Source organism: Dyadobacter sp. UC 10 (assembly GCF_008369915.1).
In the GTDB taxonomy this organism is placed as follows: domain Bacteria; phylum Bacteroidota; class Bacteroidia; order Cytophagales; family Spirosomataceae; genus Dyadobacter.
This window is the reverse complement of sequence record NZ_VSRN01000001.1, coordinates 2,165,580-2,192,045: the sequence shown is the minus strand read 5'-3', so window position 1 is coordinate 2,192,045 and position 26,466 is coordinate 2,165,580. Positions and strand designations below refer to the sequence as shown.

General features: G+C 44.9%; 27 protein-coding genes. 17 read left to right on the top strand and 10 right to left on the bottom strand.

What is annotated here, in order from left to right; genetic code table 11:
* Nucleotides 1-33: 33 nt before the first annotated feature.
* Complete coding sequence (locus FXO21_RS08885; protein ID WP_149639753.1) at nt 34-660, bottom strand: ABC transporter ATP-binding protein; 627 nt, start codon at nt 658-660, stop codon at nt 34-36.
* 220 nt (nt 661-880) lie between these two features.
* Here FXO21_RS08885 and FXO21_RS08880 point away from each other — a divergent pair, with 220 nt between their 5' ends.
* Genes FXO21_RS08880 through FXO21_RS08860 form a run of 5 tightly spaced genes read left to right on the top strand, consistent with a single transcriptional unit; the run spans nt 881 to nt 4,936 of the window.
* Entirely contained in the window at nt 881-1,891 is a 1,011-nt protein-coding gene (locus FXO21_RS08880; RefSeq protein ID WP_225865624.1) for a DUF6089 family protein, read from the top strand.
* A 10-nt stretch (nt 1,892-1,901) separates the two neighbouring features.
* On the top strand, nt 1,902-2,603 hold the full coding sequence (porG, locus tag FXO21_RS08875) for a type IX secretion system protein PorG (RefSeq protein ID WP_225865623.1): 702 nt from the start codon (nt 1,902-1,904) through the stop codon (nt 2,601-2,603).
* 3 nt (nt 2,604-2,606) lie between these two features.
* Nucleotides 2,607-3,149, top strand: coding sequence for a DUF2911 domain-containing protein (locus FXO21_RS08870; RefSeq protein WP_149639752.1), 543 nt, complete (start codon nt 2,607-2,609; stop codon nt 3,147-3,149).
* Nucleotides 3,150-3,173: 24 nt separating this feature from the next.
* Nucleotides 3,174-4,064 (top strand): S1 family peptidase, encoded by an 891-nt coding sequence (locus tag FXO21_RS08865; RefSeq protein ID WP_149639751.1) that lies wholly within the window; start codon nt 3,174-3,176, stop codon nt 4,062-4,064.
* A gap of 44 nt (nt 4,065-4,108) precedes the next feature.
* The gene (locus tag FXO21_RS08860; RefSeq protein ID WP_409014834.1) at nt 4,109-4,936 is read left to right on the top strand and encodes a phytanoyl-CoA dioxygenase family protein; all 828 of its coding nucleotides are present in this window, start codon (nt 4,109-4,111) and stop codon (nt 4,934-4,936) included.
* Between the two features lie 5 nt (nt 4,937-4,941).
* Here FXO21_RS08860 and FXO21_RS08855 read toward each other — a convergent pair whose 3' ends face one another.
* The gene (locus tag FXO21_RS08855; protein ID WP_149639749.1) at nt 4,942-5,637 is read right to left on the bottom strand and encodes a YjjG family noncanonical pyrimidine nucleotidase; all 696 of its coding nucleotides are present in this window, start codon (nt 5,635-5,637) and stop codon (nt 4,942-4,944) included.
* Between the two features lie 382 nt (nt 5,638-6,019).
* On the opposite strand from FXO21_RS08855, the gene FXO21_RS08850 reads away from it, so the two are divergent.
* The 4 genes from FXO21_RS08850 (at nt 6,020) to FXO21_RS08835 (ending at nt 8,519) form a co-directional block, all read left to right on the top strand.
* A complete protein-coding gene (locus tag FXO21_RS08850; protein ID WP_149639748.1) occupies nt 6,020-6,619 on the top strand; it encodes an RNA polymerase sigma factor in 600 nt (199 codons plus the stop codon).
* Nucleotides 6,594-6,845 (top strand): hypothetical protein, encoded by a 252-nt coding sequence (locus FXO21_RS08845; RefSeq protein ID WP_149639747.1) that lies wholly within the window; start codon nt 6,594-6,596, stop codon nt 6,843-6,845. The genes FXO21_RS08850 and FXO21_RS08845 overlap by 26 nt, the downstream gene beginning before the upstream one ends.
* A 79-nt stretch (nt 6,846-6,924) precedes the next feature.
* Nucleotides 6,925-7,584 carry an endonuclease III gene (gene nth, locus FXO21_RS08840; protein WP_149639746.1) on the top strand — a complete coding sequence of 220 codons (660 nt, stop codon included), beginning with the start codon at nt 6,925-6,927 and terminating at the stop codon, nt 7,582-7,584.
* Nucleotides 7,585-7,667: 83 nt separating this feature from the next.
* Nucleotides 7,668-8,519 (top strand): FKBP-type peptidyl-prolyl cis-trans isomerase, encoded by an 852-nt coding sequence (locus tag FXO21_RS08835; protein WP_225865622.1) that lies wholly within the window; start codon nt 7,668-7,670, stop codon nt 8,517-8,519.
* Between the two features lie 35 nt (nt 8,520-8,554).
* Here FXO21_RS08835 and FXO21_RS08830 read toward each other — a convergent pair whose 3' ends face one another.
* Genes FXO21_RS08830 through FXO21_RS08815 form a run of 4 tightly spaced genes read right to left on the bottom strand, consistent with a single transcriptional unit; the run spans nt 8,555 to nt 13,291 of the window.
* Nucleotides 8,555-9,700, bottom strand: a complete 1,146-nt coding sequence (locus FXO21_RS08830) for a DegT/DnrJ/EryC1/StrS family aminotransferase (protein WP_149639745.1) — start codon at nt 9,698-9,700, stop codon at nt 8,555-8,557.
* A 9-nt stretch (nt 9,701-9,709) separates the two neighbouring features.
* A complete protein-coding gene (locus FXO21_RS08825; protein ID WP_149639744.1) occupies nt 9,710-10,297 on the bottom strand; it encodes an acetyltransferase in 588 nt (195 codons plus the stop codon).
* Between the two features lies 1 nt (nt 10,298).
* Nucleotides 10,299-10,868 (bottom strand): sugar transferase, encoded by a 570-nt coding sequence (locus tag FXO21_RS08820; RefSeq protein ID WP_149639743.1) that lies wholly within the window; start codon nt 10,866-10,868, stop codon nt 10,299-10,301.
* A gap of 14 nt (nt 10,869-10,882) precedes the next feature.
* Entirely contained in the window at nt 10,883-13,291 is a 2,409-nt protein-coding gene (locus FXO21_RS08815) for an alpha-ketoacid dehydrogenase subunit alpha/beta (RefSeq protein ID WP_149639742.1), read from the bottom strand.
* Nucleotides 13,292-13,494: 203 nt separating this feature from the next.
* Here FXO21_RS08815 and FXO21_RS08810 point away from each other — a divergent pair, with 203 nt between their 5' ends.
* Nucleotides 13,495-13,893, top strand: coding sequence for a DUF1573 domain-containing protein (locus FXO21_RS08810; protein WP_149639741.1), 399 nt, complete (start codon nt 13,495-13,497; stop codon nt 13,891-13,893).
* 58 nt (nt 13,894-13,951) lie between these two features.
* Here FXO21_RS08810 and FXO21_RS08805 read toward each other — a convergent pair whose 3' ends face one another.
* On the bottom strand, nt 13,952-16,852 hold the full coding sequence (locus FXO21_RS08805; protein WP_149639740.1) for a putative LPS assembly protein LptD: 2,901 nt from the start codon (nt 16,850-16,852) through the stop codon (nt 13,952-13,954).
* A 73-nt stretch (nt 16,853-16,925) separates the two neighbouring features.
* On the opposite strand from FXO21_RS08805, the gene FXO21_RS08800 reads away from it, so the two are divergent.
* From FXO21_RS08800 to FXO21_RS08785, 4 genes are all read left to right on the top strand, one after another.
* On the top strand, nt 16,926-17,720 hold the full coding sequence (locus tag FXO21_RS08800) for an N-acetylmuramoyl-L-alanine amidase family protein (RefSeq protein ID WP_149639739.1): 795 nt from the start codon (nt 16,926-16,928) through the stop codon (nt 17,718-17,720).
* 121 nt (nt 17,721-17,841) lie between these two features.
* Complete coding sequence (locus FXO21_RS08795) at nt 17,842-18,807, top strand: MlaD family protein (protein ID WP_149639738.1); 966 nt, start codon at nt 17,842-17,844, stop codon at nt 18,805-18,807.
* Nucleotides 18,808-18,897: 90 nt separating this feature from the next.
* Nucleotides 18,898-20,511: an acyl-CoA carboxylase subunit beta gene (locus FXO21_RS08790; RefSeq protein ID WP_149639737.1), complete on the top strand. Its 1,614-nt coding sequence runs from the start codon at nt 18,898-18,900 to the stop codon at nt 20,509-20,511.
* Nucleotides 20,512-20,552: 41 nt separating this feature from the next.
* Nucleotides 20,553-21,431 carry an NAD(P)-dependent oxidoreductase gene (locus FXO21_RS08785; protein ID WP_149639736.1) on the top strand — a complete coding sequence of 293 codons (879 nt, stop codon included), beginning with the start codon at nt 20,553-20,555 and terminating at the stop codon, nt 21,429-21,431.
* A 72-nt stretch (nt 21,432-21,503) separates the two neighbouring features.
* On the opposite strand, the gene FXO21_RS08780 is transcribed toward FXO21_RS08785, so the two are convergent.
* Nucleotides 21,504-21,788, bottom strand: coding sequence for a hypothetical protein (locus FXO21_RS08780; RefSeq protein WP_149639735.1), 285 nt, complete (start codon nt 21,786-21,788; stop codon nt 21,504-21,506).
* 97 nt (nt 21,789-21,885) lie between these two features.
* Here FXO21_RS08780 and FXO21_RS08775 point away from each other — a divergent pair, with 97 nt between their 5' ends.
* From FXO21_RS08775 to FXO21_RS08765, 3 genes are read left to right on the top strand one after another with little or no spacing between them, the layout of a single operon-like run.
* Complete coding sequence (locus FXO21_RS08775; protein ID WP_149639734.1) at nt 21,886-23,826, top strand: SGNH/GDSL hydrolase family protein; 1,941 nt, start codon at nt 21,886-21,888, stop codon at nt 23,824-23,826.
* 46 nt (nt 23,827-23,872) lie between these two features.
* Nucleotides 23,873-24,136: a DUF4160 domain-containing protein gene (locus tag FXO21_RS08770; protein ID WP_149639733.1), complete on the top strand. Its 264-nt coding sequence runs from the start codon at nt 23,873-23,875 to the stop codon at nt 24,134-24,136.
* On the top strand, nt 24,136-24,456 hold the full coding sequence (locus tag FXO21_RS08765; RefSeq protein ID WP_149639732.1) for a DUF2442 domain-containing protein: 321 nt from the start codon (nt 24,136-24,138) through the stop codon (nt 24,454-24,456). Before FXO21_RS08770 ends, FXO21_RS08765 begins: the two co-directional genes overlap by 1 nt.
* Here FXO21_RS08765 and FXO21_RS08760 read toward each other — a convergent pair.
* On the bottom strand, nt 24,437-25,348 hold the full coding sequence (locus FXO21_RS08760; RefSeq protein ID WP_149639731.1) for a DUF1338 domain-containing protein: 912 nt from the start codon (nt 25,346-25,348) through the stop codon (nt 24,437-24,439). The two genes, FXO21_RS08765 and FXO21_RS08760, sit on opposite strands and share 20 nt — an antisense overlap.
* Nucleotides 25,349-25,387: 39 nt before the next feature.
* A complete protein-coding gene (proC, locus tag FXO21_RS08755; RefSeq protein ID WP_149639730.1) occupies nt 25,388-26,191 on the bottom strand; it encodes a pyrroline-5-carboxylate reductase in 804 nt (267 codons plus the stop codon).
* Nucleotides 26,192-26,466: the final 275 nt, after the last annotated feature.

The window sequence follows — 26,466 nt, the reverse complement described above, 5'->3', positions numbered from 1 at the left end:
GACTCCTGTTTTTCCAACTTTTTATCGCAGTGATTATAGAATAACCTGATTGGAGAATTCACTTTTTAGCCGCTGATCATGCGTAACCACCACCAGACTGGCTCCGATGGATGCGGACTGTGTTTTTAAAAGATCAATTACGCGTTGGCAGTTAACATCGTCCAGGCTTGATGTAGGCTCATCAGCCAGTATCACATTCGGATCGTTCATCAATGCCCTTGCTATACTTACCCGCTGCTGCTCACCCTGGCTAAGCTGGGATGTTTTTTTTGATAAATGTTCTGCGAAACCGAGTTCGTTTGCAAGGTATATAGCCTTTTTTCGATCCTGATCCTTTTCTGCTAAAAAATTGGATAGCAGCATATTATCAATCACAGACAACGCGCTGACGAAATGGGCACGCTGGTAAATAATACCAATATTCTTTGCCCTGATCAGGGCGATTTGTTCATGAGACAAATGCCTGATGGATCTTCCGCCGATGATTACCTCTCCGGCCTCGGGGTCGAGCAGGAGTGCCAGCAAATGCAATAAAGTAGTTTTTCCTCTTCCCGACTGCCCCAGGATCAGCAAAGTTTCCTTGTCGCCACAGCTGATATCGGGGAATTGGAATTGTTTTTGAGCAGAATACGAAAACTTTAAATTATGACTCGCAATCATTTCCCGGATCTTTTTTGAGCCACAATGATAGCAAAGTTTTGTTTGACGTCCATTTAAAACGTTAGTTAATATACTGTGAAAAGCATCCGGAAATACTTGTCGCTGCGATTTCTAAAAAGTATGGCGCCTACAAATAAATTTGTCATAAATACGTTGAAATGGTGTTGCAATCTCCAGAAAATCGACAACTATCCTATTTTTGCAAAAAAACGATTTAAAAATGCGTAGAAAATTTGAATTCAAAAGAGTACCCGGAGCGCTGGCGTTGATCTTTACTTTTGGACTTTTATTAGCGGGTAAAGAAACTCAGGCGCAAAGCAGGGGTATTTTTGTCCCATATTCTACGGCAGGTTTTGGTATCGGTACTTCCAGCTATTTCGGCGATATGGCTCCATATCGAAGGCCACTTGCTTCGATGTTCAAAATGGTTCGCTGGAGTATCGGAGGTAACTATACAAGACATTTTACACCTCGTCTGGGTGCCAGGGCCAGTTTTACTTACGCCAGGATTGCAGGAGACGACTATATTATGAATCGCGACTCCAAGCATGAAAGCAGTGTATTTTATGCGAGGAACCTGCATTTTCGCAATGATCTGAAAGAGTTTTCGGTTCAGGGTATTTTTAAACTTATTCCGGACAACCGAAGTTACGATAGACGTCCTCAATTTGGCGCATATCTATTTGCGGGCGTGGCATTAACGGCGCATAATCCCAAAGCTTTGGATTCGCTCGATGGTGACTGGGTTAAATTACAGCCGCTGGGAACGGAAGGACAGGGAAATGAAGGGTACGCCAAACCTTATTCGTTAGTGCAGTTTGCTATTCCAATGGGAATTGGTTTGCGGTACAAAATCAATTCAAGATTCGATATTTCAGCCGAGCTGGGATTCAGAAAGACTTTTACGGATTATCTGGATGATGTGGCCGGAAATTATGCTGATCCAGCTCTTTTTGCAGACGATCCCCTGGCGATGACTGTGTCAAGCCGGTCAACCAATCCGATTGCCGTCCGAAAAGGTGCCGACAGGACTGAAGCATTGAAGAAATTCCTGCAGGTAAATTACCAGATTGACACAAATGATCCGATTGCGGCCCTCGCTGCTACGGGTTATGGTTCTCCCGGTACGCCGCGCGGTTACAGTCCCACATTGAAAGACAACTATTTATTTGGTATGATCCATATCAACTATATGCTGCCTTCGCAAATCAAATGTCCTCCTTTAAAATAAAAGGTATCCCTTGAAATATTGTTTAAGAAATTGGATTGATAAATACTTGTTCTACTTCGTGTTGGCAGGTATTTATTTTTTTACGGCTGTCAATACTGAGACAAAAGCCCAGAAGATCGAACTGGGAGCCGGACTGGGCGGGTTCAATTATAAAGGAGACATTGCGCCGTCACAGAAGCTTCGTTTTATCAAACCTGCCGGAAGCTTATTTTTTCGATTTAATCCGAATCAGGCACTATCGCTTCGGGCCGAAATTGCGGGTGGTATTATTGGCGCCGATGACAAACATAGCAAGGATCCTTTTCAGCAGGCGAGAAACAAATCTTTTACTACCAGGATATTTGAAGGAAGCGCAGTTGCAGAATATAACTTTCTGAATTTCCAGGAACGCAGGTTTGCAATCAACTGGAGCCCGTATCTGTTCGGCGGAATCGGATATTCCAAGTTTAATCCCAAGGTACAGACTAACCCTTACAAAACGTCGACATTTACGCTTCCATATGGTGTCGGGATCAAATATCAGATTCGCAGGCCATGGAATATTGGCATTGAATATGGCGCTAGAAAGACATTCACAGATTTCCTGGACGACCTGGGTGGGAAGCCAGTTTCCACAGATAAAATACAGCAGGGTGACCCATCGCTGAAAGATAATTATTACTATCTCAGGATCTCAGTAAGTTATACTTTTTACAAAATCGTTTGTCCCTGATCTATGAAGAAAGCTCTCCTGATCGGGTTAGGAATTATCGTCCTCGGGTTGATCATATTTTCTGGAGTAAGAATGTATACCAAATCATTCAGCCCGGAAGCAGTAGCACAGATAACCAAAACGGGGCTGGGTATCAACGTCAAATATAGCAGACCGAGCAAAAAGGGGAGGTTGATTTTTGGAAGAGATCAGGATAACGCACTATCACCTTACGGGAAAGTCTGGCGAACCGGAGCAAACGAAGCGACTCTGATCGAATTTCAGCAGGATGTATTAATGTTGGGCCAACCTGTAAAGGCAGGGACGTACTCACTATATTCTGTTCCTGGACAAAGTACCTGGAAGATAATCCTTAATGCTGAAACAGGTCAATGGGGGACCGAATACAATGATGGAAAAAATGTATTAACGGTGGAGGTTCCTATTCGAATCCGGCATACCGTTCAGGAACAATTCAATATCTATTTTGAAGAGGTACCTGAAGGCGTGAATATGATTCTCAGCTGGGATCAGACAGAAGCCGTGGTTCCTTTCACCCACAAATGAGATTGGTTTGTTACATTTGCCGGCATGTTTGTTGAAGCTATTGAGAAAGTAGACCAGTTCACCCGTCCAGTCCATTTTATTTTCAGGTATTACTCAGGCAGTGATATCGTACCAGGAACCGCCACTTTGTTTTTTGTAAACGAGGATGGATTTGCCATTACCTGCCGGCACGTAGCCAGGCAGATTTTGCACGCCAATTCCATCTATGAGAACTATCTGAAATTCAGGGGCGAACTCAGGAAATTTGAAAAGGATCCGGGTTATGAAACACAGCGGCTGGGTCTTGAAACCAAATACCGGATCAACTCCGTAAACCCGATCCGCATTCTTTTTAATTTTATTCAGTGTGTTTCTGGCTACAAGGCGCTAACCATTCATTTGCACCCCGCTCAGGACCTGGCGATCGTACAGTTTCGCGATTTTGAATCGATACAGTACCAGGGTCATGCGCATTTCCTTAAAGATTCCCGGCTAGTGAAACAAGGAAGATACTTGTGCCGTTTAGGCTATCCATTTCCAGAGTTTACGAATTATCAGTACAACAAAAATTCCGGTGATATAGAATGGACAAAGGCAGGCCGATTCAAAACACCAAGCTTTCCCATTGACGGGATCATTACCAGGCATATAGGCGAAGGCAATGAAGTGACAGGGATCGAAATGAGTACGCCCGGCTTGCGCGGACAAAGCGGCGGGCCGCTGTTTGACTCAAACGGAACTATCTACGGAATGCAAAGCGCTACCAGGCACCTTCATCTTGGTTTTGATCAGGTAAACAGAGAAGTGATTTCGGAGGGACAGCGACGAAGGGTCTCCAATTATCCTTTTCTGAATGTTGGGCAGTGTGTGCACGTCGATGTGATTAAGAATTTTTTGCGCGAGAAAAAAATTAACTTCCACGAACAGGATCAGTAAGGTAGTTTTGGCCGGATGTAATGCTTTTTACCTGAAAAGATTTGATCATGGCAGAACTGCAATTGGATTTGATTCAAAGTGAGCTTTCCGAACCATTTGTGCTTCCACAAGGAGCTGTGGAGCATTTCAATACTTATGGATATGTAAAGCTGAAAAATGTATTAAGTGCGCGATTGCTCGGATACTACGGAGAAATCATTACCGACCTTGTCTTCAGACTTAATAAGCTAACCAAACCTATGGAAGAGCGCACCACTTATGAGCGTGCGTTTCTACAGGTCATGAACTTGTGGCGGGAAAGTGAAGACGCGAAAGAATTTGTATTCTCGAAGAAGCTGGCCAAAATTGCAACCGACTTGTTACAAGTTGGCGGCGTGCGCCTCTACCATGATCAGGCTTTATACAAAGAATCTTCCGGAGGCATTACACCCTGGCATGCAGACCAGTTTTACTGGCCTTTATCTTCGCCCAAAACGGTAACTGTCTGGATCCCGCTTCAGGAAACCCTTATGGAAATGGGGCCACTGGCTTTTGCTGAAAAAAGTCATCACGTTGAAATTGGTAGGGATGTTGAGATAAGTGATGAAAGTGAGGCGCTTATGAACGAGCAACTCAAACAGTTTAATTTGAATGAAACACCTTTCGACTTGGGTGAGGTCAGCTTTCATGCTGGCTGGCTGTTCCATCGGGCCGGGGCCAATGTTTCAGGCCAACCGCGAAAAGTGATGACAATGATTTATATGGACCAGGATCAAAAGATTGTCAAGCCAAGAAACGAATACCAGCAGGCCGACTGGGAGACCTGGTTGCTCTCTAGGCCAGTCGGGGGGCCAGCTGACAGTGAACTGAATCCAGTACTATTTCAGTATTAGGGTCGCTAAAGAATCAGCAGCAATTCTTCCAACCGGCGGATATCGTAGGTAGGTAATTCGTCGAATTGCAGTCCGGCTGGGTTGAGATACACTGTATCTATCCCAACTTGCTTTGCTCCCATGATGTCCGCAACCCAGTTGTCGCCAACCATTACGCATTCTTCCGGAGAGGTATTTGCAGTTTCCATGGCATACTCAAAAATCTGTCGGTCTGGTTTCTTTGCATTCGCAGTGTCAAAGGTGATCATGTTATCAAAAAAGTGACTGATCTGTGAGCTTGTTATTTTCCTGACCTGAATTTCATTGAAACCATTGGTGATGATATGCATTCGGTAGCCGGCAGCCTGAGCATACGTTAAGAGTTCGAGTGCGCCTTCGAGCAAATGTTTTTTGTCCGGTAATGCCCTCAAATACATTTCGCCGATTTCTTCATGGTTTTCCGGGCATTGAACTCCCAGTTCCGCAAAAACGAGTTTGAATCTCTCCTGACGTATATAGGTATGGTGCAATTGTCCACGATCAAATGCATCCCACAACGAAGTGTTTATTTTTAAAAAACAGGCGATAAAAGCTTCCATAGACTGGATTCCCTGCTGTTGCAATGCCAGACGGTGGAAGATTTCCTCTAATGATTCCGACGAATTTTTTTCAAAGTCCCAGAGTGTATGGTCCAGATCGAAAAAAATATGTTTGTATTTCATATCTGGCAAATGTTCAATAATTATTGGAAAAGTTAAATTTTAATATTGACTGCGTAGCCGAAAAAAATCCCGAGGCCTTCGAAATCGATTTCAGAATATTAAGCGTAAGTTTATTTAATAAGTTCTATTAATTATTGACAAAAGGACAGAACGTATCTCTTTCAACTGAATAATAACAAAAATAGCGCTCAGTTGTTAACATGTGTTAATTGAAAAACAATTTCAAAAAAAAGCAACCCAAACATTTGCAAATTATTTGCTAAATCTATTTCTTTGATTCGTATAATTTGAAATACAGATAATTACTTCAATTTTTTCACCAAACAGAAAGGAGAAACAATATCGACGAACCGCTCTACGTTAACTAAATCGAATAATAAAAATGGAGAAAGTCCTAGTTAGCGACAGCGAGTTGGTGACATTGTATATCCGCGGGAACGAGAAAGCTTTTGAAAAACTCGTTCAACGCCACAAATCAAGAATATACACCACTATTTATCTAATTGTTAAGGACCAATATGTAGCCGAGGATTTATTGCAGGATACATTTATTAAGGCCGTAGATACGATAAAAGGTGGTAGATACAATGATGAGGGCAAGTTCTTGCCATGGATTATACGTATTGCGCACAACCTTGCCATTGATTATTTCAGACGCGATAAACGCTACCCCAATGTAGTATTTGAAGATGGAAGCAGTGTTTTTAATACGCTGGATTTTTCGGAAGATTCCGTTGAGTCAATCCAGATTCGTCAGGAAACACATGAACAACTGCGGGAAATGATCCAGCGGTTACCTGATGTGCAAAAGCAGGTTCTGATCATGCGCCACTATGAGGACATGAGCTTTCAGGAAATTGCCGATGCCACAGGGGTGAGTATTAATACGGCATTGGGCAGAATGCGTTACGCGTTGATAAACCTGCGTAAGCAATTTAACCAACGTGCCCCACAGTATGACAAAAACTTTTACTTACGATGATGTTGTAAGGTATTTATATGCCGAGACAACAGAGAATGAAAATGAACTGATTGTTGAGGCGCTTGCGCTTGACGATAATCTGATGAATTTTTATCTGGATTCGCTCGAAATTCAGAGCCAGATGGATAAAATCACTCGTACCCCTTCGGAAAAAGTGATCTCAGAAGTATTCAGATATTCACAGCAGTATTCTTCAAAAAGACCTATTACCCTCCTTTACAATTGAGGGTAGTAGGTCTTTTATTTTTTTGCCAGCTATTCAACGGATAGCTGGATTTTTTTGTTATTCAGCCTTCTATTCCCTTATGCGAAGACAGGAACGTTTTAGACTATTTCTGGATTATTTTACCCAAAACTTTCCTGAACCTGAAACCGAATTACATTATTCCAATCCGTATGAGCTGCTGGTGGCTGTCATTCTCTCCGCACAGTGTACAGACAAACGGGTTAACATTGTGACTCCACCGCTTTTCGAGCGGTTTCCAGTCCCGGAGGCATTGGCAGCCTCGGATGCAGAAGAAGTATTTAGTTACATCCGATCTATATCCTACCCAAATAATAAAAGTAAACATCTGGTAGGAATGGCACGTATGCTCGTTGAGCAATTCGGATCTGAAGTACCTGCTTCCGTGGATGAATTACAAAAGCTGCCGGGAGTAGGGCGTAAAACTGCGAATGTGATCGCTTCGGTAATCTTCAACCAGCCGGCTATGGCTGTTGATACACATGTTTTTAGGGTATCGCACCGTTTAGGTCTGGTTCCTTCCACAGCTAAAACTCCTCTAAGCGTAGAAAAGATATTGGTAAAATATATTCCAAAAGATCTCGTTCACAAGGCGCATCACTGGTTGATCCTGCACGGACGCTATATCTGCGTCGCAAGGAGCCCGAAATGCAAAGAATGCCCGTTGTCTTCCTTTTGTAAATTCTATGAAAGAAATGTACTTATGGAAGTTTCGGTTTAGTGATTGCAACCAATAATGGTTGTACTGAGTCTATTGTTATTAAGTAATTAATCCCATTAATTTTAAAGAAAGGAAGACAAGAAATGAAGCGTACTTATTTGGTATTGTGTTTTTTAGCGGCTATGGTAGCCGGATTGTCAGGCTGTATGAAGAATGACAATCAGGACGAGGAGAAAATGGTTGAGAATGAAACCCAAATTCAGGAGTTTTTGAAAAAGGATAGCGCTGGTTCATCGGCCGTAAAAGATAGCTCAGGCATGTACTATATTATCCGGAAATCAAATCCAAATGGTCAGAGGGTAAAGAAAGGCGATGGGGCTACTGTTCGTATCAACGGGTATTTGCTGAATGGAACGAAGGTTTTGTCTATCGAAAATGATTCGACATTTACTTTCCCCGCAGAAGGTTATTCGACGAATATTTTTGGCCTTGAACGTGGTATATTCCTGATGAAAACAGGAGAAAAAGCTACTTTTCTTTTGCCCTATTATCTGGCTTTTGGAAATGTAGAAAGAGTAAATATCCCCGCGTACTCTGTGATCAGATTAGAGATGGAATTCATCAAAACCAGAACAGAAGTACAGCAGATCGACGATTTCCTGGCAAAAAAGCAATTCAAAGTTTCCGAACGTACCAGTGATAATTGGGTCATCATCAGGACAAATACAGTCATAGGCGACACGCTTGGGGTTGGGAAATCCGTTAGTGTGAAGTATATCGGTAAATTCCTCGACGATAAGAAATTTGATGAAGGAACTATTGCCGTAACAACCGGAACTAATGGCGTTATTCCCGGATTTGACAGAGCAGTAAGAAGAATGCGTAAGACAGAGAAAGCAATTATTATTTTCCCTTCACAGCTTGGTTACAGAGCGACGGGGAGTGGCAAAGTGCCGCCTTACACGCCACTTCAATTCGAAATTGAGATATTGTAACAATATTATGTTTAGCAAAGCTGTTCGTGACCCGCTCATGAACAGCTTTTTTGTTTTTGAGCTGTCTCCATTATTATTTCGCAAATCTCGGAAACCTCCTCGCTGGTGAGTTGTGAGCCGGAAGGCAGGCAAATGCCATTTTCAAAAAGATCCTCTGCTACATCACCTCCAAAGTAAGGCGCGATCTTGTAAAGTGGCTGCAAATGCATAGGCTTCCATACCCGTCTTGACTCTACACCTTTGCCGGAAAGAGCAAGCCTGATGCTTTCAGGCGTCAATGCGCAAGCATTACCCGTTAATTGCAAAGAGACCAGCCAGCGGTTTGACTTTGCACCGTCCGGTTCTTGTTGAAATGATAGGCCGGGCACATCTTTCAGATAGTGGGAATAAAGATCGAAATTGGCCCTCCGAGCTGCCACGCGCTCATTCAACACCTCCATTTGTCCGCGCCCGATACCTGCGCAGACGTTGCTCATCGCGTAGTTGTAACCCAACTCCGAATGCTGAAAATACGGAGTCGGATCTTTGGATTGTGTCGAAAAATAACGGGCTTTATCTGTCAGAACTTTAGAATCCGAAAGTAACGCGCCTCCACCGGATGTAGTGATAATTTTATTTCCGTTAAAAGAAATAATGCCCATTTCACCGAAAGTCCCAGCCTGCTTTCTTTTGTACTCAGAGCCAAGCGCCTCGGCTGCGTCTTCGATCAATGCGATACCATACCTGTAACAAACTGCCAGCAAATCTTCCATTAAACACGGCATTCCATACAAATGAACGCAAATCAATGCTTTCGGTTTTTTGTTACGGATCAAGTAATACCTGATCGCGGTTTCCAATGCTTCCGGACAGATATTCCACGTTGCGGGCTCGCTATCAACAAAGACAGGAGTTGCGCCGAGATACAAAATAGGATTTGCAGTCGCGACAAAAGTGAGTGACTGGCAAAGCACAATATCGCCTTTTGAAATATCCAAAGCGCACAACGCCAGGTGTATAGCTGCTGTCCCCGAAGCCAGCGCTACGGCATATTTTCCACCGGTATATTGTACCAATTCATTTTCAAAACGAACAATATTCGGACCGGCAGGTGCAATCCAATTACTACTAAACGCCTGCTCAATATACTTCATTTCTCCGCCTCCCATGTGCGGGGGCGACAACCAAATTCTGTAACGCATAGTGTGTGGTTAAAGAGTTAAAATTCTTGCCGGATTTCCTGCAACTGTTGTATTATCAGATATTGATTTAGTCACAACGCTTCCCGCGCCGACAATGCAATTTTTGCCAATCGAGATATTCGGTAAAATGATGCAGCCTGCACCAAGCAACGTATTTTCGTCCACTTTTACATTCCCGCAAATAGTAACCCGAGGCGCTACGTGAACAAAGTCTTTCAGTTCACATTCGTGCTCGATAATTGCGCCGGTATTGATGATGACATGTTCGCCAATCCGCGCGTCGGTCTGGATAATCGCCTGTTGAAATATAACAGTACCCTGTCCAGCCCTGACTGTCGAATCAATCAATGCACTTTTGTGAACCAGTTGACCAAAACCGTGAGATACTTTTCCTGCCACGGCCCGTCTTGCGAAATTGTCGCCTATTGCTATGATCAGCTTTTTGTCGTTAAATATTTCCGAAGAATAGCTGATTGAATTTCTATCAAAAAGTCGGGTGCTGAACTGATCATCAAAAACAGTTTCAACCGCAAGTCCTGCGTCGATCAACATCCGAAATATCACCTTTGCGTGTCCGCCGGCCCCGTAAATCAGCATATCAGTTTCCTTTGAATTCTTCCATGGAAATTTTCACCGGGGCGTTAACGTGCTTCCTGTCCAAAGCTCGTGAAAATGTGAGCCAGATGATTTTCATATCAAGTTTGAGGGAAAGGTTTTCGGCATACCAGACATCATATTCAAATTTCTTCTGCCAGCTGATCGCATTTCGTCCGTTAACCTGTGCGAGCCCGGTCATGCCCGGCAACACGGAATGCCGCCTGTTTTGAAACGTATTATATAAAGGGAGATATCGAACCAAAAGAGGACGCGGACCAACAATGCTCATTTCACCCCTTAATACGTTCCAGAGCTGCGGAATTTCGTCAAACGAAGTTCTTCTGAGAATGTGGCCGAAGCGGGTAACTTTCCCGTTTTCGCGCATCGTCCGTAGTTTTATCAGCGTGAAAAGCCGCGCACCAAGGCCGGGTCTTTCCTGCAGGAAAAAGGGTTTGCCACGCGAATCAATGCAGACCAAGATGGTTACCAAAACAAAAAGCGGCAACGAGATGAAAATCCCTGTTGCCGCTATCGTAATATCTAAAATTCTCTTTCCTGATTTTTGATACATAATAAATCAAAACACTAAAACAGTTCCGGATAAATCTCGGGCTCTGCTTCGTGCATGATCTTGTAAACAGCATCAAAAATATCGTCCATATTAGGTTTCGAAAAATAATCACCGTCCGATCCGTAAGGCGGGCGATGGTCTTTGGCGGAAATCGTCACCGGTGCTGAATCCAGCCAGCGGTACGCATTCTGTTTTTCCAGCACCTGCTGCATCATATAGGCCGATGCGCTGCCAGGCAAATCTTCATCCGCAAAAATGACCCTGTTCGTTTTCTTTATGGATTCTACTATGCTGCTGTTTACGTCAAATGGCAGGAGTGTCTGTACATCGATCACCTCGACCTCGATACCTACACGCTGCAAATGAGAAGCGGCCTCCATTACTATACGACACATGGAGCCATAAGTAACGATCGTCACATGATTTCCTTCCATTAAAATTTCTGGCTGGCCCAGAGGAATGCAGATGTCGCTGATATTATCAGGTAATATTTCCTTCTGACGGTAAGAATTTAATGGTTCAACAATCAGTGCAGGATCGTCGCCTTTCAGTAGTGTATTGTAAAAGCCAGCTGCCTGGACAAAGTTTCGTGGTACTATGACGTGCATTCCCCGCAAGCTACTGAGCATGGTACCCATTGGGGAGCCCGAGTGCCAGATACCTTCCAGCCGGTGGCCTCTTGTGCGGACGATCAATGGTGCTTTCTGGCCGCCAGCGGTTCGGTACCGGAGCGACGCGAGGTCGTCGGTTAATGTCGACAATGCGTAATAGATGTAGTCGAAATACTGGATTTCTACGATCGGTCTTAAGCCGCGCATGGCCATTCCGATTCCCTGACCGATTATGGTCGTTTCGCGGATGCCTGTATCGGTGATACGAAGCGCGCCAAATTTTTCCTGCAAACCAGCAAATCCCTGGTTTACATCTCCAATCATGCCAATATCTTCGCCGAGCGCTACCACTTTTGGGTCTTTCTCGAAAAGCGAATTAAAGTAGGTACGAATAATTTCGCGGCCGTCGACTGTTGGACTGGTTTCTGAAAATACAGGCTCCACTGCTTTCACATGCATTGGAGATTCCTGAGTTTCACTATATAAATGCGTATTGAAACGTGTTTCGTTTTCTTTCAGACTGTTCTTAAGAGATGATTTGAGCGTAGCTTTTGCAGCATTTTCTTCCTTACCAACAATGCGGAGGGCCTTGCGAATGCTCGCAAGCATATCCCTTCTTACAGGAAGATATGTTTTCGACAAATCGTGCACGACATTACTTAATGCATTGGCATGCTTACTATCCCGCCCAGCTGCCTGAATTAGCTGAATGGTTTCGAGATATTCCTTATCAATATCCTTACGATAAGCCTGCCAAGCACCGTTGCGGGCCTGCGCGGCAGTTTCTTTTGCTTCTATTTCAATCTGTTCGAGCTCCTCATCGGTTGCATAACCGTTTTTCAAGATCCAATCCCGGAAGCGGAGATTACAATCATGTTCATTCTCCCAATTAAGTCGCTGCTTGGATTTATAGCGTTCGTGCGAACCGGAAGTTGAATGTCCCTGAGGTTGTGTCAGCTCAGTAACGTGAACCAATACAGGCACCTGTTCTTCCCGGCAAATAGCCGCAGCTTTCTGGTAAGTTTCAATTAATGCCGGATAATCCCAGCCACTCACCGACAGGATTTCTACTCCGGGCTCTTCTTCATTGCGCTGCAAGCCGGCAAGTGCTTTTGAAATACTCCCCTTCGTGGTTTGATATTCAATAGGAACTGAAATACCGTAGCCATCGTCCCAAACCGAAGTGAGTAGTGGAATTTGCAAAACGCCCGCTGCATTCATCGCTTCCCAAAACATCCCCTGAGAAGTGGATGCGTCGCCAATCGTGGCAAAAACGATCTCATTTCCCTGCCGTGAAAACCGGGTTTGTGAATCGAGTTGCTTGTTATGCCTGTACAATTTTGAAGCATAGGCAAGGCCGACAGCCCTGGGCATCTGACCGGCAGTTGAAGATATATCGCAAACAGAATTATAAATTTTGGTTTGATCCAGCCAATGCCCGTTCTCATCGAGCCAGCGCGTGGAAAAGTGGCCGTTCATGGACCTTCCGCCTGTATTGGGCTCATGTTCGAGATCGGCGTGCGCGTACATCTGCGCAAAAAATTGCTGCCAGGTCAAATTGCCCACAGCAGCTTCAATAGTCTGGTCCCTGTAATAGCCGGAGCGGAAATCGCCCGGCCTGAAAGTTCTGGAAAGTGCGATCTGAGCCACTTCCTTGCCGTCACCAAAAATGCCAAATTTAGAACGACCTCCCATTGTATCTTTCCGGCCCAGCAGACTTACCTGGCGACTTTCGCAAGCTAGGCGATAATCGCTGATAATGTTTTCTTTACTCAAAATACCGGAGCCGGTCAAACTATCATTTGGAAGCATAAGCGAAAATTTCGGGAATTAATCCGTAGTTAAATTACGTTTTTTTGAATGCAAGCCAAAATTATGCAGGAAAATAATAATCAGCCGTTATACCATTAATCGCGGTCTTCTGTTAATAATGGTTAATGATTATTATATTTAATTATTAAGCATTAATCTTGTTTGCTAATTAGTTTTTCACCACTAAATGTATCGTCAAAGTTATGAAAGTATTCTTTTCAGCTCTGGTTCTATTGGTTGGCCTGACCACCGTGAGCTTTGCTCAGAAAGGTGTGTTAAAATTCAAAGAGGAAACTCATGTTTTTGGAAAAGTACCTCAGGGAACACCAGTAACGCATGAGTTTGTTTTTACCAACGCAGGTACCGAGCCAGTAGTTCTTTCCAACGTAACCGTATCTTGCGGATGTACCACGCCGGTTTGGTCAAAAGAACCAGTACTTCCGGGAAAAACGGGATCTGTGAAAGCTACTTTTAATGCAGCTGCAGCAGGCTCTTTCAACAAGCCTGTCACTGTTTTCAGTAACACAGAAGGCGGATCAATTACTTTATATCTGAAAGGCGAAGTTGTTCCAAAAGCTGCTTCGAAGCCGTCGTCAAAGTAACTGAACCTGAGACATTGAAAAGGTAGTCCAAACCGGGCTGCCTTTTTTTTGGGACCTGTTAATAGGCTGATCTGTCGTAGAATGAACGGCGGCGTGTCACTTTCAAATCCTGCAGAATCGCCGATTTTACTTTCAATGTAAAGTTGTAGTTGCTGACACGCGCTGCACTCCCTGCAAATGGTGTCCAGCTGAAACTCATATCCCAGCAATGCAGGTCCCTGTACAAAGTCAGCTGTGTAATAGTGGGTGAAAATGCCGTGAAGTCAAAACCGGTACTCACACTTACTTTAAAATTCTTTGACAGGCTTAAATCACCCGTCGCCTGAACAGCCTGGATAAGAGTGGCTTTTGAAAGTCCGGGCTTGCTGAGACCGAAGTTGTAGTTAAGCGATACATTCCAGGGAATATTGAAATCCACATAAAGCTCTGGATTTTGCTGGATGTATTCACGCTGCTCCTGCGTAGCGACCGCATTCGGATCTGCGCCATTTGCAGGAGGTGTTTTTGTCTTGTCAGATCCTTTTGGCGAGAAGCTCGTACCTAGTGTAAAGCCCAGGTTTTGGAGCTTGGCAAGTCCTTGTCCCTGCGTGATCGCGTATTTGTTGACTTTCGTTCCAACCTGATTTGTCAATATTCTCGGGTTCGCTTCATAAGCATAAGGGTCGAGGTTCATATTGAAGTTCAAATTCAGGTTCCGGCCTATGCGTGCATTCGCATTGACGGTGATATTGGAAAGGTTAAGAGAATCTGCCAGCAGGTTGTAACTGCCGCCGACACTCAAATTGTCCAGCAGTGATATCTTTTCAAATTGCGTAGCTGCGGTGTCACTTTTTGATTTCAGTTTCATTTCAAAAGAATTGTTCAAACTGAAAGAAATGACGCTGCTCGCCCGGCCGTTTCCTACTCCTGTTCCAATTCCCCGGAATCTGGAAAGAGAATAATCTTTTACTTCGCCCTTCCGGTCCAGTACACTTACTTTTTGATAAAAACCAAATGCGTCACCGGTGAAGTCTGGTGTATAAGTGAAGGATAAGGAAGGAATTACAGTGTGCCGGATCGCTTCCAGTCTTTTCCCGCCAATAAAGAATGTACCATAAAAACGGGTGTTCATTCCAGCCCCGAAATTATACGAATACTCAGTCCCCGCCTGATTGAGCGTATCTATCCGGACACGGTTCGTAAGTGTATCGACAGCGTAATTATATTGTTTTGTAAAAACTTCCCCCTGTAAAGAAAGGCTGGGTGTAACGTTCACAAATCGCAATACTTTGAAGTTGGGCAGCGAGATCGGCAGACTGTACCGGCCGGTAAACTGGGCATCTTTCAACATATCCGGCAGGTTGCCGATATTGAAAGGTACAATTTTCGTGACACCAACCCGGGAGATATCGACCGTATTTGAAATCTGAAAACCCAATCTGCTGAAAGAAGTATCAATGGCAGCCAGCGAGTTGGTCAAAGCGTAGTTTCCGCTGAAATCCAGACCCAAACGAAAGCTTTCATACCATTTACCACGGCCGCCTTTCAATGCAAAAGGGGCGATTTGGTTGATGCCGAAGCTGAAATCGGTGGAAACGTTGGTTTTTCCGCCGACACGTCGGGCCGTGTCGGCATTGGTCGCCTTTTGTCCGAAATTCTGGTTCACACGCAAACTGGCTGCTGCCCGTGCATATTGACCAAATGTGCGGTTGTATTGCACCGACGAGCTCGCTACGTTAGATATATACCGGTTTGTATTGAACTCCTGCTGTTGGTTATAGCTATTGCTGCTTACATTGACATTGGCCGAAAATTGCGAATTGCCCCGGGGTTTGGGCGCATGCGACCAGACAATGCTGAAATCATTCGTGACACCACGGCCGACTAGTCTGTCGACCTCGTCGCTGGGCTTATTTTTGTTGAACCGGAATGCAAAGTTCCCGCTGTACTGATACCTTCTGGTATACGTAGAAGCAACACCCAGTCCCCAGCTGCCGGTCGAATAAATCTGTCCGGTCACAATCGCGTTGACGTATTCATTGATCGCGAAGTAATAGCCGCCTTCCCGCAGATAAAAACCCCGTCCGTTTGGTTCTTCACCATAAGTCGGGAAAATGATGCCGCTCGTGCCGCTTTCTTTTTTCTTGGGAAAAGGGAAAAAACCGAATGGCAACGCAATAGGCAGGGGAACATCGCTGATCACAAGATTGAAAGGTCCCGAGATGATCTGCTTTTTGTTCACCATTTTGATTTTAGGCGCATTGATGAAGTAATGCGGGTGAGTGAGATTGCAGGTTGTATACATAGAATGGCGGATGTAAAAATTACCCTCCGCATCCTTTTTTACTTTTTCACCCCTGATATTACCGTCACCTTCCTGGGTAACAATACCTTGTATCAGCGCTTTTTGAGATTTAAAGTTGTACCTGATCTCCTTTGTATTATAAGTTTCCGGCCCGTCCTGGAAAATAGGCTCTCCTGCCATTTTCTGGGCTGTTGAGTCGTAGGTACCTTTTGCATACACCTCATTCGTGATCCAGTTGAGCCTGATATAATTGGCTTTGAGATTAATGGTGCCATAGTTTACCTCCGCATTTCCGTACAAATGCACCTGTTTGAGGACGGCGTCCATCACTGTCGAATCCTCTGCTGTATATTCAACGACGTTTTGTAAATCGTCCGGATTGGATATTGTATCAGCGGCGGTAGAATCGGCCGTAATGTTCTTATTAAGTGAGTCAGAAGGGGTTAATGTTTGAGACGTACGAGCCTTACCGGTACCCGACGTGTCGGCACCAGACTTTGTATTAGCTGTAAGAAGAGAATCCGTTGTTTGTTTTTCAGAAGAGGAAACTGCCTGCTTACTCTTATTTTTCCCGGACCCCTTGGAGCGTTGCTGCACACAGGCTAAAGTGCTGAACAGGAGAAACGCCGCAACCACTGACGATATAATAATCGCCTTTCTTTTCAGTTTTAACAAATAGAGTATTTTTGCATACGAATTCAAAATTAGCAGAGAAACGGCTAACGAGTAACGCCCCAATTAAAAAATAATGTTAAAAGTTCTTAAATCAATAATTGCTGCGAGTTTTCTGCTGGCTAGTCTGGCATTCGTATTTCAACAGGAACCCGCTGCTTCTCAATCCGCCAAGGTAAGAACAGTAGTAATTGATGCCGGTCACGGCGGTAAAGACCCCGGAACCAGAGGCCGGAAAACAAAGGAAAAAGATGTCGCGCTGAGTGTTGCACTCGAGTTGGGACGAAAAATCAAAGAAGCTACGCCGGACGTAAAGGTTTTATACACAAGATCCACGGACGTTTTCATAGAATTGGGCGAACGCTCGGCTTTTGCCAATAGGAACAATGCGGACCTGTTCATTTCCATCCATTGTAATGCCACGCCCAGATCCAGGTCTGTCCACGGAACGGAAACTTTCGTAATGGGTTTGCACAAAACAGAAGGTAACCTGGAAGTGGCGAAAAGGGAGAACTCAGTAATTTTACAGGAAACGAACTACAAGCAGAAATACAAAGGTTTCGATCCTGATTCGCCATTGGCACATATTATGCTGGCCAATTACCAAAGTGCTTTTATTTCCAGCAGCCTTCGCTTTGCAGATCTGATCGAGAAAAAATTCCAGTCCGTTTCTGACCGGGAAAGCCGGGGTGTGAAGCAGGCCGGGTTCCTTGTATTATGGCGCTGCGCGATGCCGAGCGTGCTGATTGAAACAGGGTTTTTATCCACACCCGATGAAGAAGATTATCTAGGCTCCGAAGAAGGGCAGGAGGAAGTGGCTGAATCCATTCACCAGGCATTCATGGCTTATAAAAAAGATATGGACCGGTAATCAGACTGCATGCAGATGTTTTGATTTGTCAAAACAATTTTTGATAATTTGATGTTCAAGCAACGATATTAACTTAATACTGCGGATGCCTGCCGGTTTCCAGGCAGAAATTACTTAGTCCATGAAATTATCAAGAGAAGCAAAAGTTGGAATGATGGCTGTCGCCGCATTGGTCATGCTGTATTTCGGCTTCCATATCCTCAAAGGTTCAGATGTTTTTTCAAGAACCCATCAATACTATGTCGTTTATGACAATATAGACGGTCTCACCGCTTCCAATCCTGTATTGCTAAACGGGTTGAATGTCGGCAGGGTGCGTGAAATCAAATTACTGCAAAATCGTAAAAACCACCTGCTGGTTTCATTGGATATTCAGAAAGGTATTTCCGTACCCCATGGAAGCGTGGCAACGCTCGGGGACGGCGGTCTTCTCGGCGGGAAAGTAATCCATTTATCAGTAGGCACGGGAGCCCCGATGCAGGATGGGGATACACTTTTGGCCAAAAAGGACCCGGGTATTACAGCTGTGTTGCAGCAGCAGGCGCTACCGCTCGTCACATCTGCCGATTCCCTCATTAAGAACCTGAACCAGGTTGTAGCAGGTTTTGAAGAAACCGGGCTTATTTTAAATCAGGTATTGAAAAACTACAACCAGACAGGCAGCAGTCTTCAGGGGCTATTAAATGAGAACCGCACCAATTTACTGGCGCTTACTTCCAATCTGAATAAACTTTCAACTTCTCTTATTGAAACCGAAAAAGAGATCAAACCGCTTTTGACCAAAACAGGAACATTAGCAGATTCCCTGAATGCACTGCGGCTTGGTGAAACCGTGCAAAACGCAAACAGGACGATTGGTGAGCTGCACAATCTGCTCGCAAGTGTTGAGTCGGGGAAAGGAACGGCCGGTAAGCTGATTAAGGACGAAACGCTTTATACAAATATCGACAGGACTGTCGTCAGCCTCAATAAGTTGCTGACCAACCTGCGCGAACATCCGAAACGGTATATCAACATTTCGGTATTTGGTAAAAAAGACAAAGGACCGTCGGAATCGCCGCTGGATACGACCACAGTTATCAAGTAGAAACAGGTAATTTATTATTTAATAGAGAAGTCGTTTGCTTGCGGGTAAACGACTTTTTATTTTTGAAATAATCCACACTTCATCCGTCTTATGACTACACAGGAAAGCCTCCCGCAATTGCTGCAAGTTCTCCGGCAAAAATATGAACAGGTCAAATTGGGAGGCGGTGCAAAGAAAATCGAAGCCCAGCACAAAAAAGGGAAATTAACAGCCCGCGAAAGGATTGACTACCTGATCGATGCCGGATCACAATTCGTGGAAATTGGTGCATTCGTGGCCGACAACATGTACACCGAAGAAGGCGGCTGCCCGTCAGGTGGAGTAGTAGCCGGAATCGGAATAGTGTCCGGAAAGCAATGCATGATTGTGGCCAACGACGCTACCGTAAAAGCCGGTGCCTGGTTTCCTATCGCGGCCAAAAAAAACCTGCGCGCCCAGGAAATTGCTATGGAAAACCGTTTGCCAGTCATCTACCTCGTCGATAGCGCCGGGGTTTATCTCCCTATGCAAGCCGATGTATTTGCCGACAAAGAGCATTTCGGAAGGATTTTCAGGAACAATGCGCGAATGTCCGCAATGGGAATAGTCCAGCTTTCAGCGATCATGGGCAGCTGCGTAGCCGGCGGCGCGTATCTGCCGATTATGTCCGATGAAGCTTTTATAGTAGAGGGTACCGGTTCAGTATTTCTGGCCGGACCGTTTCTTGTAAAATCTTCTGTCGGTGAAGATGTAGATGCAGAAACACTCGGCGGCGCGGCCATGCATTGCGAGATATCAGGTGTAACGGATAATAAATTTCCCGATGATAAGTCGTGCCTCGACGCGATCAAAAGGCATATTGATAAAATAGGCAGGCCGCTTTCCGCAGGTTTTGATCGGAAACCGGCTATAAATCCTAAAAGAGAGGCGGAGGAGATTTATTCACTCCTCCCGGTCGACAGGCTGAAACCTTACGATGTCCGGCCGATTCTGGAATGCATTGTCGACAATTCGGAATTAGATGAATACAAGCCGGATTATGGAAAGACGCTCATATGCGCATACGCGCGTGTCGACGGCTGGGCGGTTGGTATTGTTGCCAATCAACGAAAAATGGTCAAATCGGGCAAAGGCGAAATGCAGATGGGCGGCGTGATCTATGGCGAATCTGCCGACAAGGCAGCCCGGTTTATTATGAATTGTAACCAGAAGAAAATACCGCTGATTTTCTTTCACGATGTCACCGGGTTTATGGTAGGCAGTCGCGCGGAGCAGGGGGGCATTATCAAAGACGGCGCGAAAATGGTGAATGCGGTCGCTAATTCGGTCGTGCCGAAATTCACATTTATCATAGGAAATTCCTACGGAGCAGGCAATTATGCCATGTGCGGAAAAGCTTACGATCCCAGGCTGATATTCGCCTGGCCGACTGCACAGATGGCCGTAATGAGCGGCGCTACCGCTGCAAAAACGTTGCTGCAAGTGCAGACGGCCACATTGAAAGCGAAAGGAGAAGTAATCACGACCGAGCAGGAAGAGAAGTTATTGAAGGAAATCACAGATCGTTATAACGAAGAATTATCACCATACTATGCCGCCGCACGGCTCTGGGTAGACGGCATCATTGATCCCGCCGAAACCCGGGCGATTATTTCCACGGGAATACAGGCGGCAGATCAGGCTCCGATTGAAAAACAGTTCAATGTGGGAATCATGCAGGTCTGAAATGCATTCATTAAGTATTCGTACTAAAATTTCAATGAATTATGTCTGAAAAAATAGCTTTCCTGGGCCTTGGGAACCTGGGCGCACCCATAGCAGAAAGATTGATCAACTCAGGTTTTGAGGTAACAGTTTGGAACAGGACAATTTCAAAAGCCGAACCTCTGGCCCAACTCGGCGCAAAAGTGGCCGAAAATGCGATCGACGCGATCGAGCCCGGCGGAATCGTCTTTTCCGTCCTGGCTGATGATAGTGCGGTTGAAGCTACATTTTCTGACGCTTTGCTTGAAAAGCTCGGCCAGAATGGATTGCACATCTCTATGAGCACGATCTCTCCCGATTGTTCTCGCAAAATGACCGAAACGCACAAAAAGTTTGGGGTAAGTTACGTAGCAGCCCCTATTTTCGCACGTCCCGACGCGGTACGTTCCGGAATGGGTAATATCGTGGTTTCAGGTGAAGCAGGTGCGAGAGAGCGGGCGAAACCTTTGGTACAAAACTTTGTAAAAGGTGTTTTTGACTTCGGTGACGACCCCGGCGCAGCCAATGTGATCAAGCTTTGCGGCAACTTTATGATCGCAGCAAGCCTGGAAATGATGGCTGAGGCATTTACAATGGCGGAAAAAAGCGGCATACCACGTCAAAGCATTTATGAAATGCTTACATCCACTTTATTCGCCGCACCGATTTTTCAGAATTACGGTAAAATGGTGGCGCAGCATACTTACGAGCCCGTTTTATTTGGGTTGCCGCTTGGCTTAAAAGATATCAATCTGACTTTGCAAGCTTCGGCAAAGGTGAATGCACCTATGCCCCTTGCCGATCTGGTCAAAAATCGTTTCGTCTCAGCACTGGCAAAAGACCGCGCACATCTGGATTGGGTAGCATTAGCCAAAGGTGCTTCCGATGACGCAGGATTTTAATATTTTGGAATGCATATCTACTAAAAAAGCTGCGCGAGGCAGCTTTTTTAGTTTCAACAGAAAGTGAAGAGATTACTCTCTGATTTCCATTAACATCTCATCAGTAATGTTGTTTTTTTCTTTGAAGTCAGAGACCGTTTCCGTGAAAGAGTTGTGGAGCGTTTCCACATTTTCCAGGTTTTTGTAAGCCCCGTCATAAATCTCATTTAACGATTTATCGAGGTTCTGAATATTCAGGTTCATATTCTCGGTTTCTATCTGACCGATCTTCTTAATTACCGCAGTTTCACTGTTTTTCAAGTCTTCAATTTCACGGAGAATCTTCTCCATGCTTTTAAACTTTTCGATCTTATCCATAAGTTCTTAGTTATTGTTCAAAGCATTAACTTAAAATATCGTACCAAACTGAGAACTGATCCCGGTAAATACGCTTGCTGCGATCCTTCTAAAGAGTATGATTAAAAGATGCATTCAACAGTTCGTATTATCGGTTTTATGCCTTTCGGGGCACATTAGCGGTGCTCAAATCACAGAAAAAACAGCCAGCTGGAAGGGGTTTGACAAAGTAACTTTTACTTTTGAAAACCGGGAGGCCTGGTATGTGAAGCCGGTTAAGGCAATACCGGGCAATCCGTGGGTTTGGCGCGCACATTTCCCCACCTGGCACACCGAAATGGATAGTATCCTGCTTTCGCGCGGGTTTCATATTGCTTATGTGAATTCCAACGATATGTTCGGGCATCCGAAAGCGATGCAGGTTTGGGATTCTTTTTATGATTACCTGGTCAAGGAAAAGCAGTTTGCCCCGAAAGTAGCGTTGGAAGGAGTGAGCCGCGGCGGCCTGTATGTTTATGGCTGGGCCAAGCGAAATCCGGATAAAGTAAGCTGCATTTACGCCGAGGCGCCGGTATACGACCCGAAAAGCTGGCCAGGCGGAAAAGGAAAAGGGCCTGGGTCAGAAAAAGATTGGGCTTTGTGGTTAAAATTGTTTGGGAAGTCCGAAGAGGAAGCGCTGAAATTTACTGATATTCCACTAAATGACCTGGCCGGGCTGGCCGCATTTAAAGTACCGATCGTTCATGTGATTGGTTTGCAGGATAAACTGGTGCCACCGGTTGAAAACAGCGATTCACTGATTAAAATCTATCAAAAATTGGGTGGGCCGGTGGCCGTTTACCCGATGACCCGCGGTGAACAAAAGCTCGACGGGCACCACTTTCCAATTGAGCACCCCGAGTTTTTTGCCAATTTCATAGAGCAAAACAGTGTGCCGGTCGCAAAGCCGCTTTCGCACGATCCGTATATAGAAGTGAATACAGGATTGGGTAATGCTTTTGAAAAGTTCAAAACTTCAAAAAAGGGAACCGTTGCATTTCTGGGCGGGTCGATCACGCACAATCCTGGCTGGCGCAATAAGACTTCTCAATATTTGCAGGAGCGTTTTCCGGATACTGAATTTACATTTATCGCAGCAGGTATTCCCTCGCTGGGCAGTACGCCGCATGCATTCCGGTTTAGCCGGGATGTTCTGAAAAAAGGTATTCCGGATTTGTTGTTTGTCGAATCGGCTGTAAATGACCGCGGAAATGGATTCAGTGAAGAAGCGCAGGTTCGTGCCCTGGAAGGCATCGTCAGGCAAATGCATACCGCGAATCCCAAAGCGGATGTAGTACTCATGGCATTTGCTGAACCTTTGAAAAACGATGATTATAAAAAAGGAAAGGAGCCGACGGAAGTAGCGGTGCATCAGCGTGTCGCGAAATATTATGGAGCAGCTTACATCAATCTGGCTAAAGAAGTTTACGATCGTATTGAAGCCGGCGAATTTTCCTGGCAATATGATTTCAAAGATCTGCATCCGTCAGCTTACGGGCAGGAGGTTTATTTTCAAACGATCAAGGAATTGCTGAAAAAGGATTTTGATGCTGCTAAACCGGCAGCTCAATTTCCGTTGCCACTGGATAAATTTTCTTACGAGAAGGGAAGCTACCATTCCATTGAAGAAGCGAAAAGCCTGAAAGGTTTTGCTCTGGACCCAGGTTGGAAGCCGGCGACAAAGCTCTCGACCCGTGAAGGTTTTGTGAATGTGCCGATGCTTGTGGGGGAGACTGCAAATGCCTCGTTGGAGCTTCCGTTTAAGGGTCGTGGCATTGGGATCGCGATCATTTCCGGTCCCGACGCTGGGATTATTTCCTATTCAATCGACGGCAAAAAGCCGAAAACACTTGATTTGTTTACCCGTTGGAGTACCCAGCTGCATTTACCCTGGTACCTCATGCTCGACGACGAACTTTCATCCGGCAAGCACACATTGAAACTGACAATATCTGCTGAAAAAAATAAAGAAAGCACCGGCACCGCCTGCCGGATCGTACATTTTCTGGTTGCGGAATAAAGGTTATTTTTGGGGGATAATTCTAACACACTATCCACCTGAACTTATGCCAGAAATCTCCCGTTTTTTCGGAATTGTTATCTTTATGTATTTCAAAGATCACCTGCCACCGCACTTTCATGCAGAATATGCTGGTGAAGAGGCACAATTTTCGATTGAAACCGGGGACATACTGGCTGGAAATTTGCCCGGCAAACAAATCAGGTTAGTTCAGGCTTGGATTGAACTTCATAGAGAAGAATTATATCTTAACTACTTTGAGTCGCAGAAAGACAATGCTCAGTTTAGAAAAATAAGACCATTGCAATAATGAATCCGAGAGTAAAGAAAATAGTATCAATTGATTTCTACGTGATTACAGTCCTGTGGTCAGACGGAATCATTCGTGCTATTGATTTCGGAAATTTTTTGGCTGAGTATTTTCAGAGAGCCAATAGTCCCTACTATCAACTATTACAACCCAATATCTTTAAAAAAGCAAAAACCGATGGTAGGACAATCTACTGGGATAACCTCGTTCAAATAATAGATTACAACGGAAAGCCAATCGCCGCACCCCTAGACTTCGACCCTGACGTTTTGTTCGAGCTCTCGAAGCCGCTTGATTCCGTTACTTCCCGGTCTGCGTAGTATAAGTACTCTCAAAAATCTTGTCTGCATTCCCTGCTTCGAAACCGTCTCTCCGGTGTTTTCTTAGAATTTCTGACGCGGGAAGATCCTTGAAATCAGGCAGTACCTTTCGCTCGGCGAATTCTACGTAGGAACCTGAAATGCGCAGGTTTTCGCCGTTTGCAAATGCAGCATCAATCATTTCCGCCACCGTTGAACTTTGTAGCAAACCTCCGTCCGGACTTACCTTGATCTTCCCACCGGAAGTATTTAACCTGATCCCGATTTTCTCTAGAAATGCATTGAAACCGGCAACGGTATTATAACCTTCGGGCAGGTTATGTACACTGATCGTGAAGTGATTAAGGTAATATCTGTTGTAAATCACCCAGGCTGCATATTCGCTTTCTTCCAGGAGCGTCTGGTAATCCGAAACAGTTGGCGTGCGCCAGAGGGGCTTGTGCAGAAATGCATCCACTTCCAAACCATTATCCAGATTCAGCGAATCAGCCGGATCGTTTTTCACTTCGTCCGTATAGCTGTGGATAATGCGTTGCGCTTCTTCCGAAAGGTCGCTCACGCGCAGCTCGCTGACAAAAATGCGTGGGTCGCTTTCGCGCGGCGGACTATACCACCAGGCGTCGAGCTTTTTGCCTTCAAAAAAATAATGGTCGCGCTTTTCGTAACCGTAATGCAGGAAAATTTTTTCAAACGATTGCACACCGAGCTGCGGAACACCCATAGTCCGGAATGCAATATGGTCATTTTCAATATCATTGGTATTGCTGATAATGCCTTCGCTCACCATCGCATGCAAAATAGTTCCCACATCGGGAACGCGTTCTTTGTACCTGCGCATCAGCCCGTCGAGAACAATATCAAGCGTGGCCAGTTGATCTGATTTTGCTTCCATTATTTTTTTGATTGAATGTGTGTAAAACTAAAAAGAAGGCTATCCCTTCGATAGTTCAGCAGACCTTACCTGCGCGGCGATAATGCCTTGTTTTAATGTTTCATCGAGATTTCCCGCTTCAAACTGCCGCAAAGCAGCCTCCGTAGTTCCGCCTTTCGACGCTACCGCTTTGATCAGTTCGTCAAGCGATTTGTCGGCGGTATTGATCAAATGGTACGAACCGAGCATCGTTTGTTTGACCAGTAAAGCAGCCACAGATTCTTCAAAACCCATTTGCTTACCAGCTTCGATCATCGCTTTTACGACATAAAAAAAGTAAGCCGGCCCGCTGCCGCTGAGCGCAGTAACCGCATTGAGCTGCTCTTCATTTTCCAGGAAAACCGACCTTCCCGTCGCATTAATCAGGTTTTCCACTTTACGCAACTGCTGAATATCCACTTCCGGGGAAGCTGCATAAGCAGTAATGCCCATTCCGAGCATTGCAGGCGTATTTGGCATTGCCCTGATCACCGCTTTATGTTGCAATACATTCTGAATGCTTTGAATCGTAATACCTGCCATAATAGACAGCACAACCTGATTCGGCTTCACAACTTCTTTCAGGTTCGCGCCAACTGTGGCAAAATCCTGCGGTTTTACGGAAAGGATGATCAGGTCATATTCACTGATTTGCGGCCCGATCACGCCGGTAATGACGCCCGGTTGAAAGCTGGTCAGACTTTCCAGTCTGTCAGTACTCTTTTCAACGAGCAAAAAGTCTTCTTTTTTAACCAGGTCGAATTTGAGAAATGCGCGTGCAAATGCCATTCCCATATTGCCGCAGCCGATAATCGCGATTTTCATTTTGAAATTTATAATAGATAATGGTCAGGATGAAGGCGAATTACGCAACTTTTGAAAGAAATATCAGCGTAGGCAGGTTATTTGTGGATCATTTGTTTTGGAATGAATTGATAGCAATGCGCGTTCTGCTGATTATGCCTTGCGTCACACCTTTTTTGAAAAGATGTGCTTTCCTTTGAATATTGATTGAGAATAAAATTTTGTATAAATTATTTAATGCCGGAATATATTTTGAAAAACGACTATAATCCGTTTTTTTACAACAAAGGGTACTC

Excerpts from the sequence above, each read along its gene's own strand:
- FXO21_RS08765 (WP_149639732.1), top strand. The coding sequence starts at position 24,136 with ATGAATCCGAGAGTAAAGAAAATAGTATCAATTGATTTCTACGTGATT.
- FXO21_RS08810 (WP_149639741.1), top strand. The coding sequence starts at position 13,495 with ATGAAAGTATTCTTTTCAGCTCTGGTTCTATTGGTTGGCCTGACCACC.
- FXO21_RS08760 (WP_149639731.1), bottom strand. The coding sequence starts at position 25,348 with ATGGAAGCAAAATCAGATCAACTGGCCACGCTTGATATTGTTCTCGAC.
- FXO21_RS08880 (WP_225865624.1), top strand. The coding sequence starts at position 881 with ATGCGTAGAAAATTTGAATTCAAAAGAGTACCCGGAGCGCTGGCGTTG.
- nth (WP_149639746.1), top strand. The coding sequence starts at position 6,925 with ATGCGAAGACAGGAACGTTTTAGACTATTTCTGGATTATTTTACCCAA.
- FXO21_RS08885 (WP_149639753.1), bottom strand. The coding sequence starts at position 660 with ATGATTGCGAGTCATAATTTAAAGTTTTCGTATTCTGCTCAAAAACAA.
- FXO21_RS08800 (WP_149639739.1), top strand. The coding sequence starts at position 16,926 with ATGTTAAAAGTTCTTAAATCAATAATTGCTGCGAGTTTTCTGCTGGCT.
- FXO21_RS08835 (WP_225865622.1), top strand. The coding sequence starts at position 7,668 with ATGAAGCGTACTTATTTGGTATTGTGTTTTTTAGCGGCTATGGTAGCC.
- FXO21_RS08865 (WP_149639751.1), top strand. The coding sequence starts at position 3,174 with ATGTTTGTTGAAGCTATTGAGAAAGTAGACCAGTTCACCCGTCCAGTC.
- FXO21_RS08780 (WP_149639735.1), bottom strand. The coding sequence starts at position 21,788 with ATGGATAAGATCGAAAAGTTTAAAAGCATGGAGAAGATTCTCCGTGAA.
- proC (WP_149639730.1), bottom strand. The coding sequence starts at position 26,191 with ATGAAAATCGCGATTATCGGCTGCGGCAATATGGGAATGGCATTTGCA.
- FXO21_RS08820 (WP_149639743.1), bottom strand. The coding sequence starts at position 10,868 with ATGTATCAAAAATCAGGAAAGAGAATTTTAGATATTACGATAGCGGCA.
- FXO21_RS08830 (WP_149639745.1), bottom strand. The coding sequence starts at position 9,700 with ATGCGTTACAGAATTTGGTTGTCGCCCCCGCACATGGGAGGCGGAGAA.
- FXO21_RS08845 (WP_149639747.1), top strand. The coding sequence starts at position 6,594 with ATGACAAAAACTTTTACTTACGATGATGTTGTAAGGTATTTATATGCC.
- FXO21_RS08855 (WP_149639749.1), bottom strand. The coding sequence starts at position 5,637 with ATGAAATACAAACATATTTTTTTCGATCTGGACCATACACTCTGGGAC.
- FXO21_RS08790 (WP_149639737.1), top strand. The coding sequence starts at position 18,898 with ATGACTACACAGGAAAGCCTCCCGCAATTGCTGCAAGTTCTCCGGCAA.
- FXO21_RS08850 (WP_149639748.1), top strand. The coding sequence starts at position 6,020 with ATGGAGAAAGTCCTAGTTAGCGACAGCGAGTTGGTGACATTGTATATC.
- FXO21_RS08870 (WP_149639752.1), top strand. The coding sequence starts at position 2,607 with ATGAAGAAAGCTCTCCTGATCGGGTTAGGAATTATCGTCCTCGGGTTG.
- FXO21_RS08795 (WP_149639738.1), top strand. The coding sequence starts at position 17,842 with ATGAAATTATCAAGAGAAGCAAAAGTTGGAATGATGGCTGTCGCCGCA.
- FXO21_RS08815 (WP_149639742.1), bottom strand. The coding sequence starts at position 13,291 with ATGCTTCCAAATGATAGTTTGACCGGCTCCGGTATTTTGAGTAAAGAA.
- FXO21_RS08785 (WP_149639736.1), top strand. The coding sequence starts at position 20,553 with ATGTCTGAAAAAATAGCTTTCCTGGGCCTTGGGAACCTGGGCGCACCC.
- FXO21_RS08770 (WP_149639733.1), top strand. The coding sequence starts at position 23,873 with ATGCCAGAAATCTCCCGTTTTTTCGGAATTGTTATCTTTATGTATTTC.
- FXO21_RS08775 (WP_149639734.1), top strand. The coding sequence starts at position 21,886 with ATGATTAAAAGATGCATTCAACAGTTCGTATTATCGGTTTTATGCCTT.
- FXO21_RS08825 (WP_149639744.1), bottom strand. The coding sequence starts at position 10,297 with ATGCTGATTTACGGGGCCGGCGGACACGCAAAGGTGATATTTCGGATG.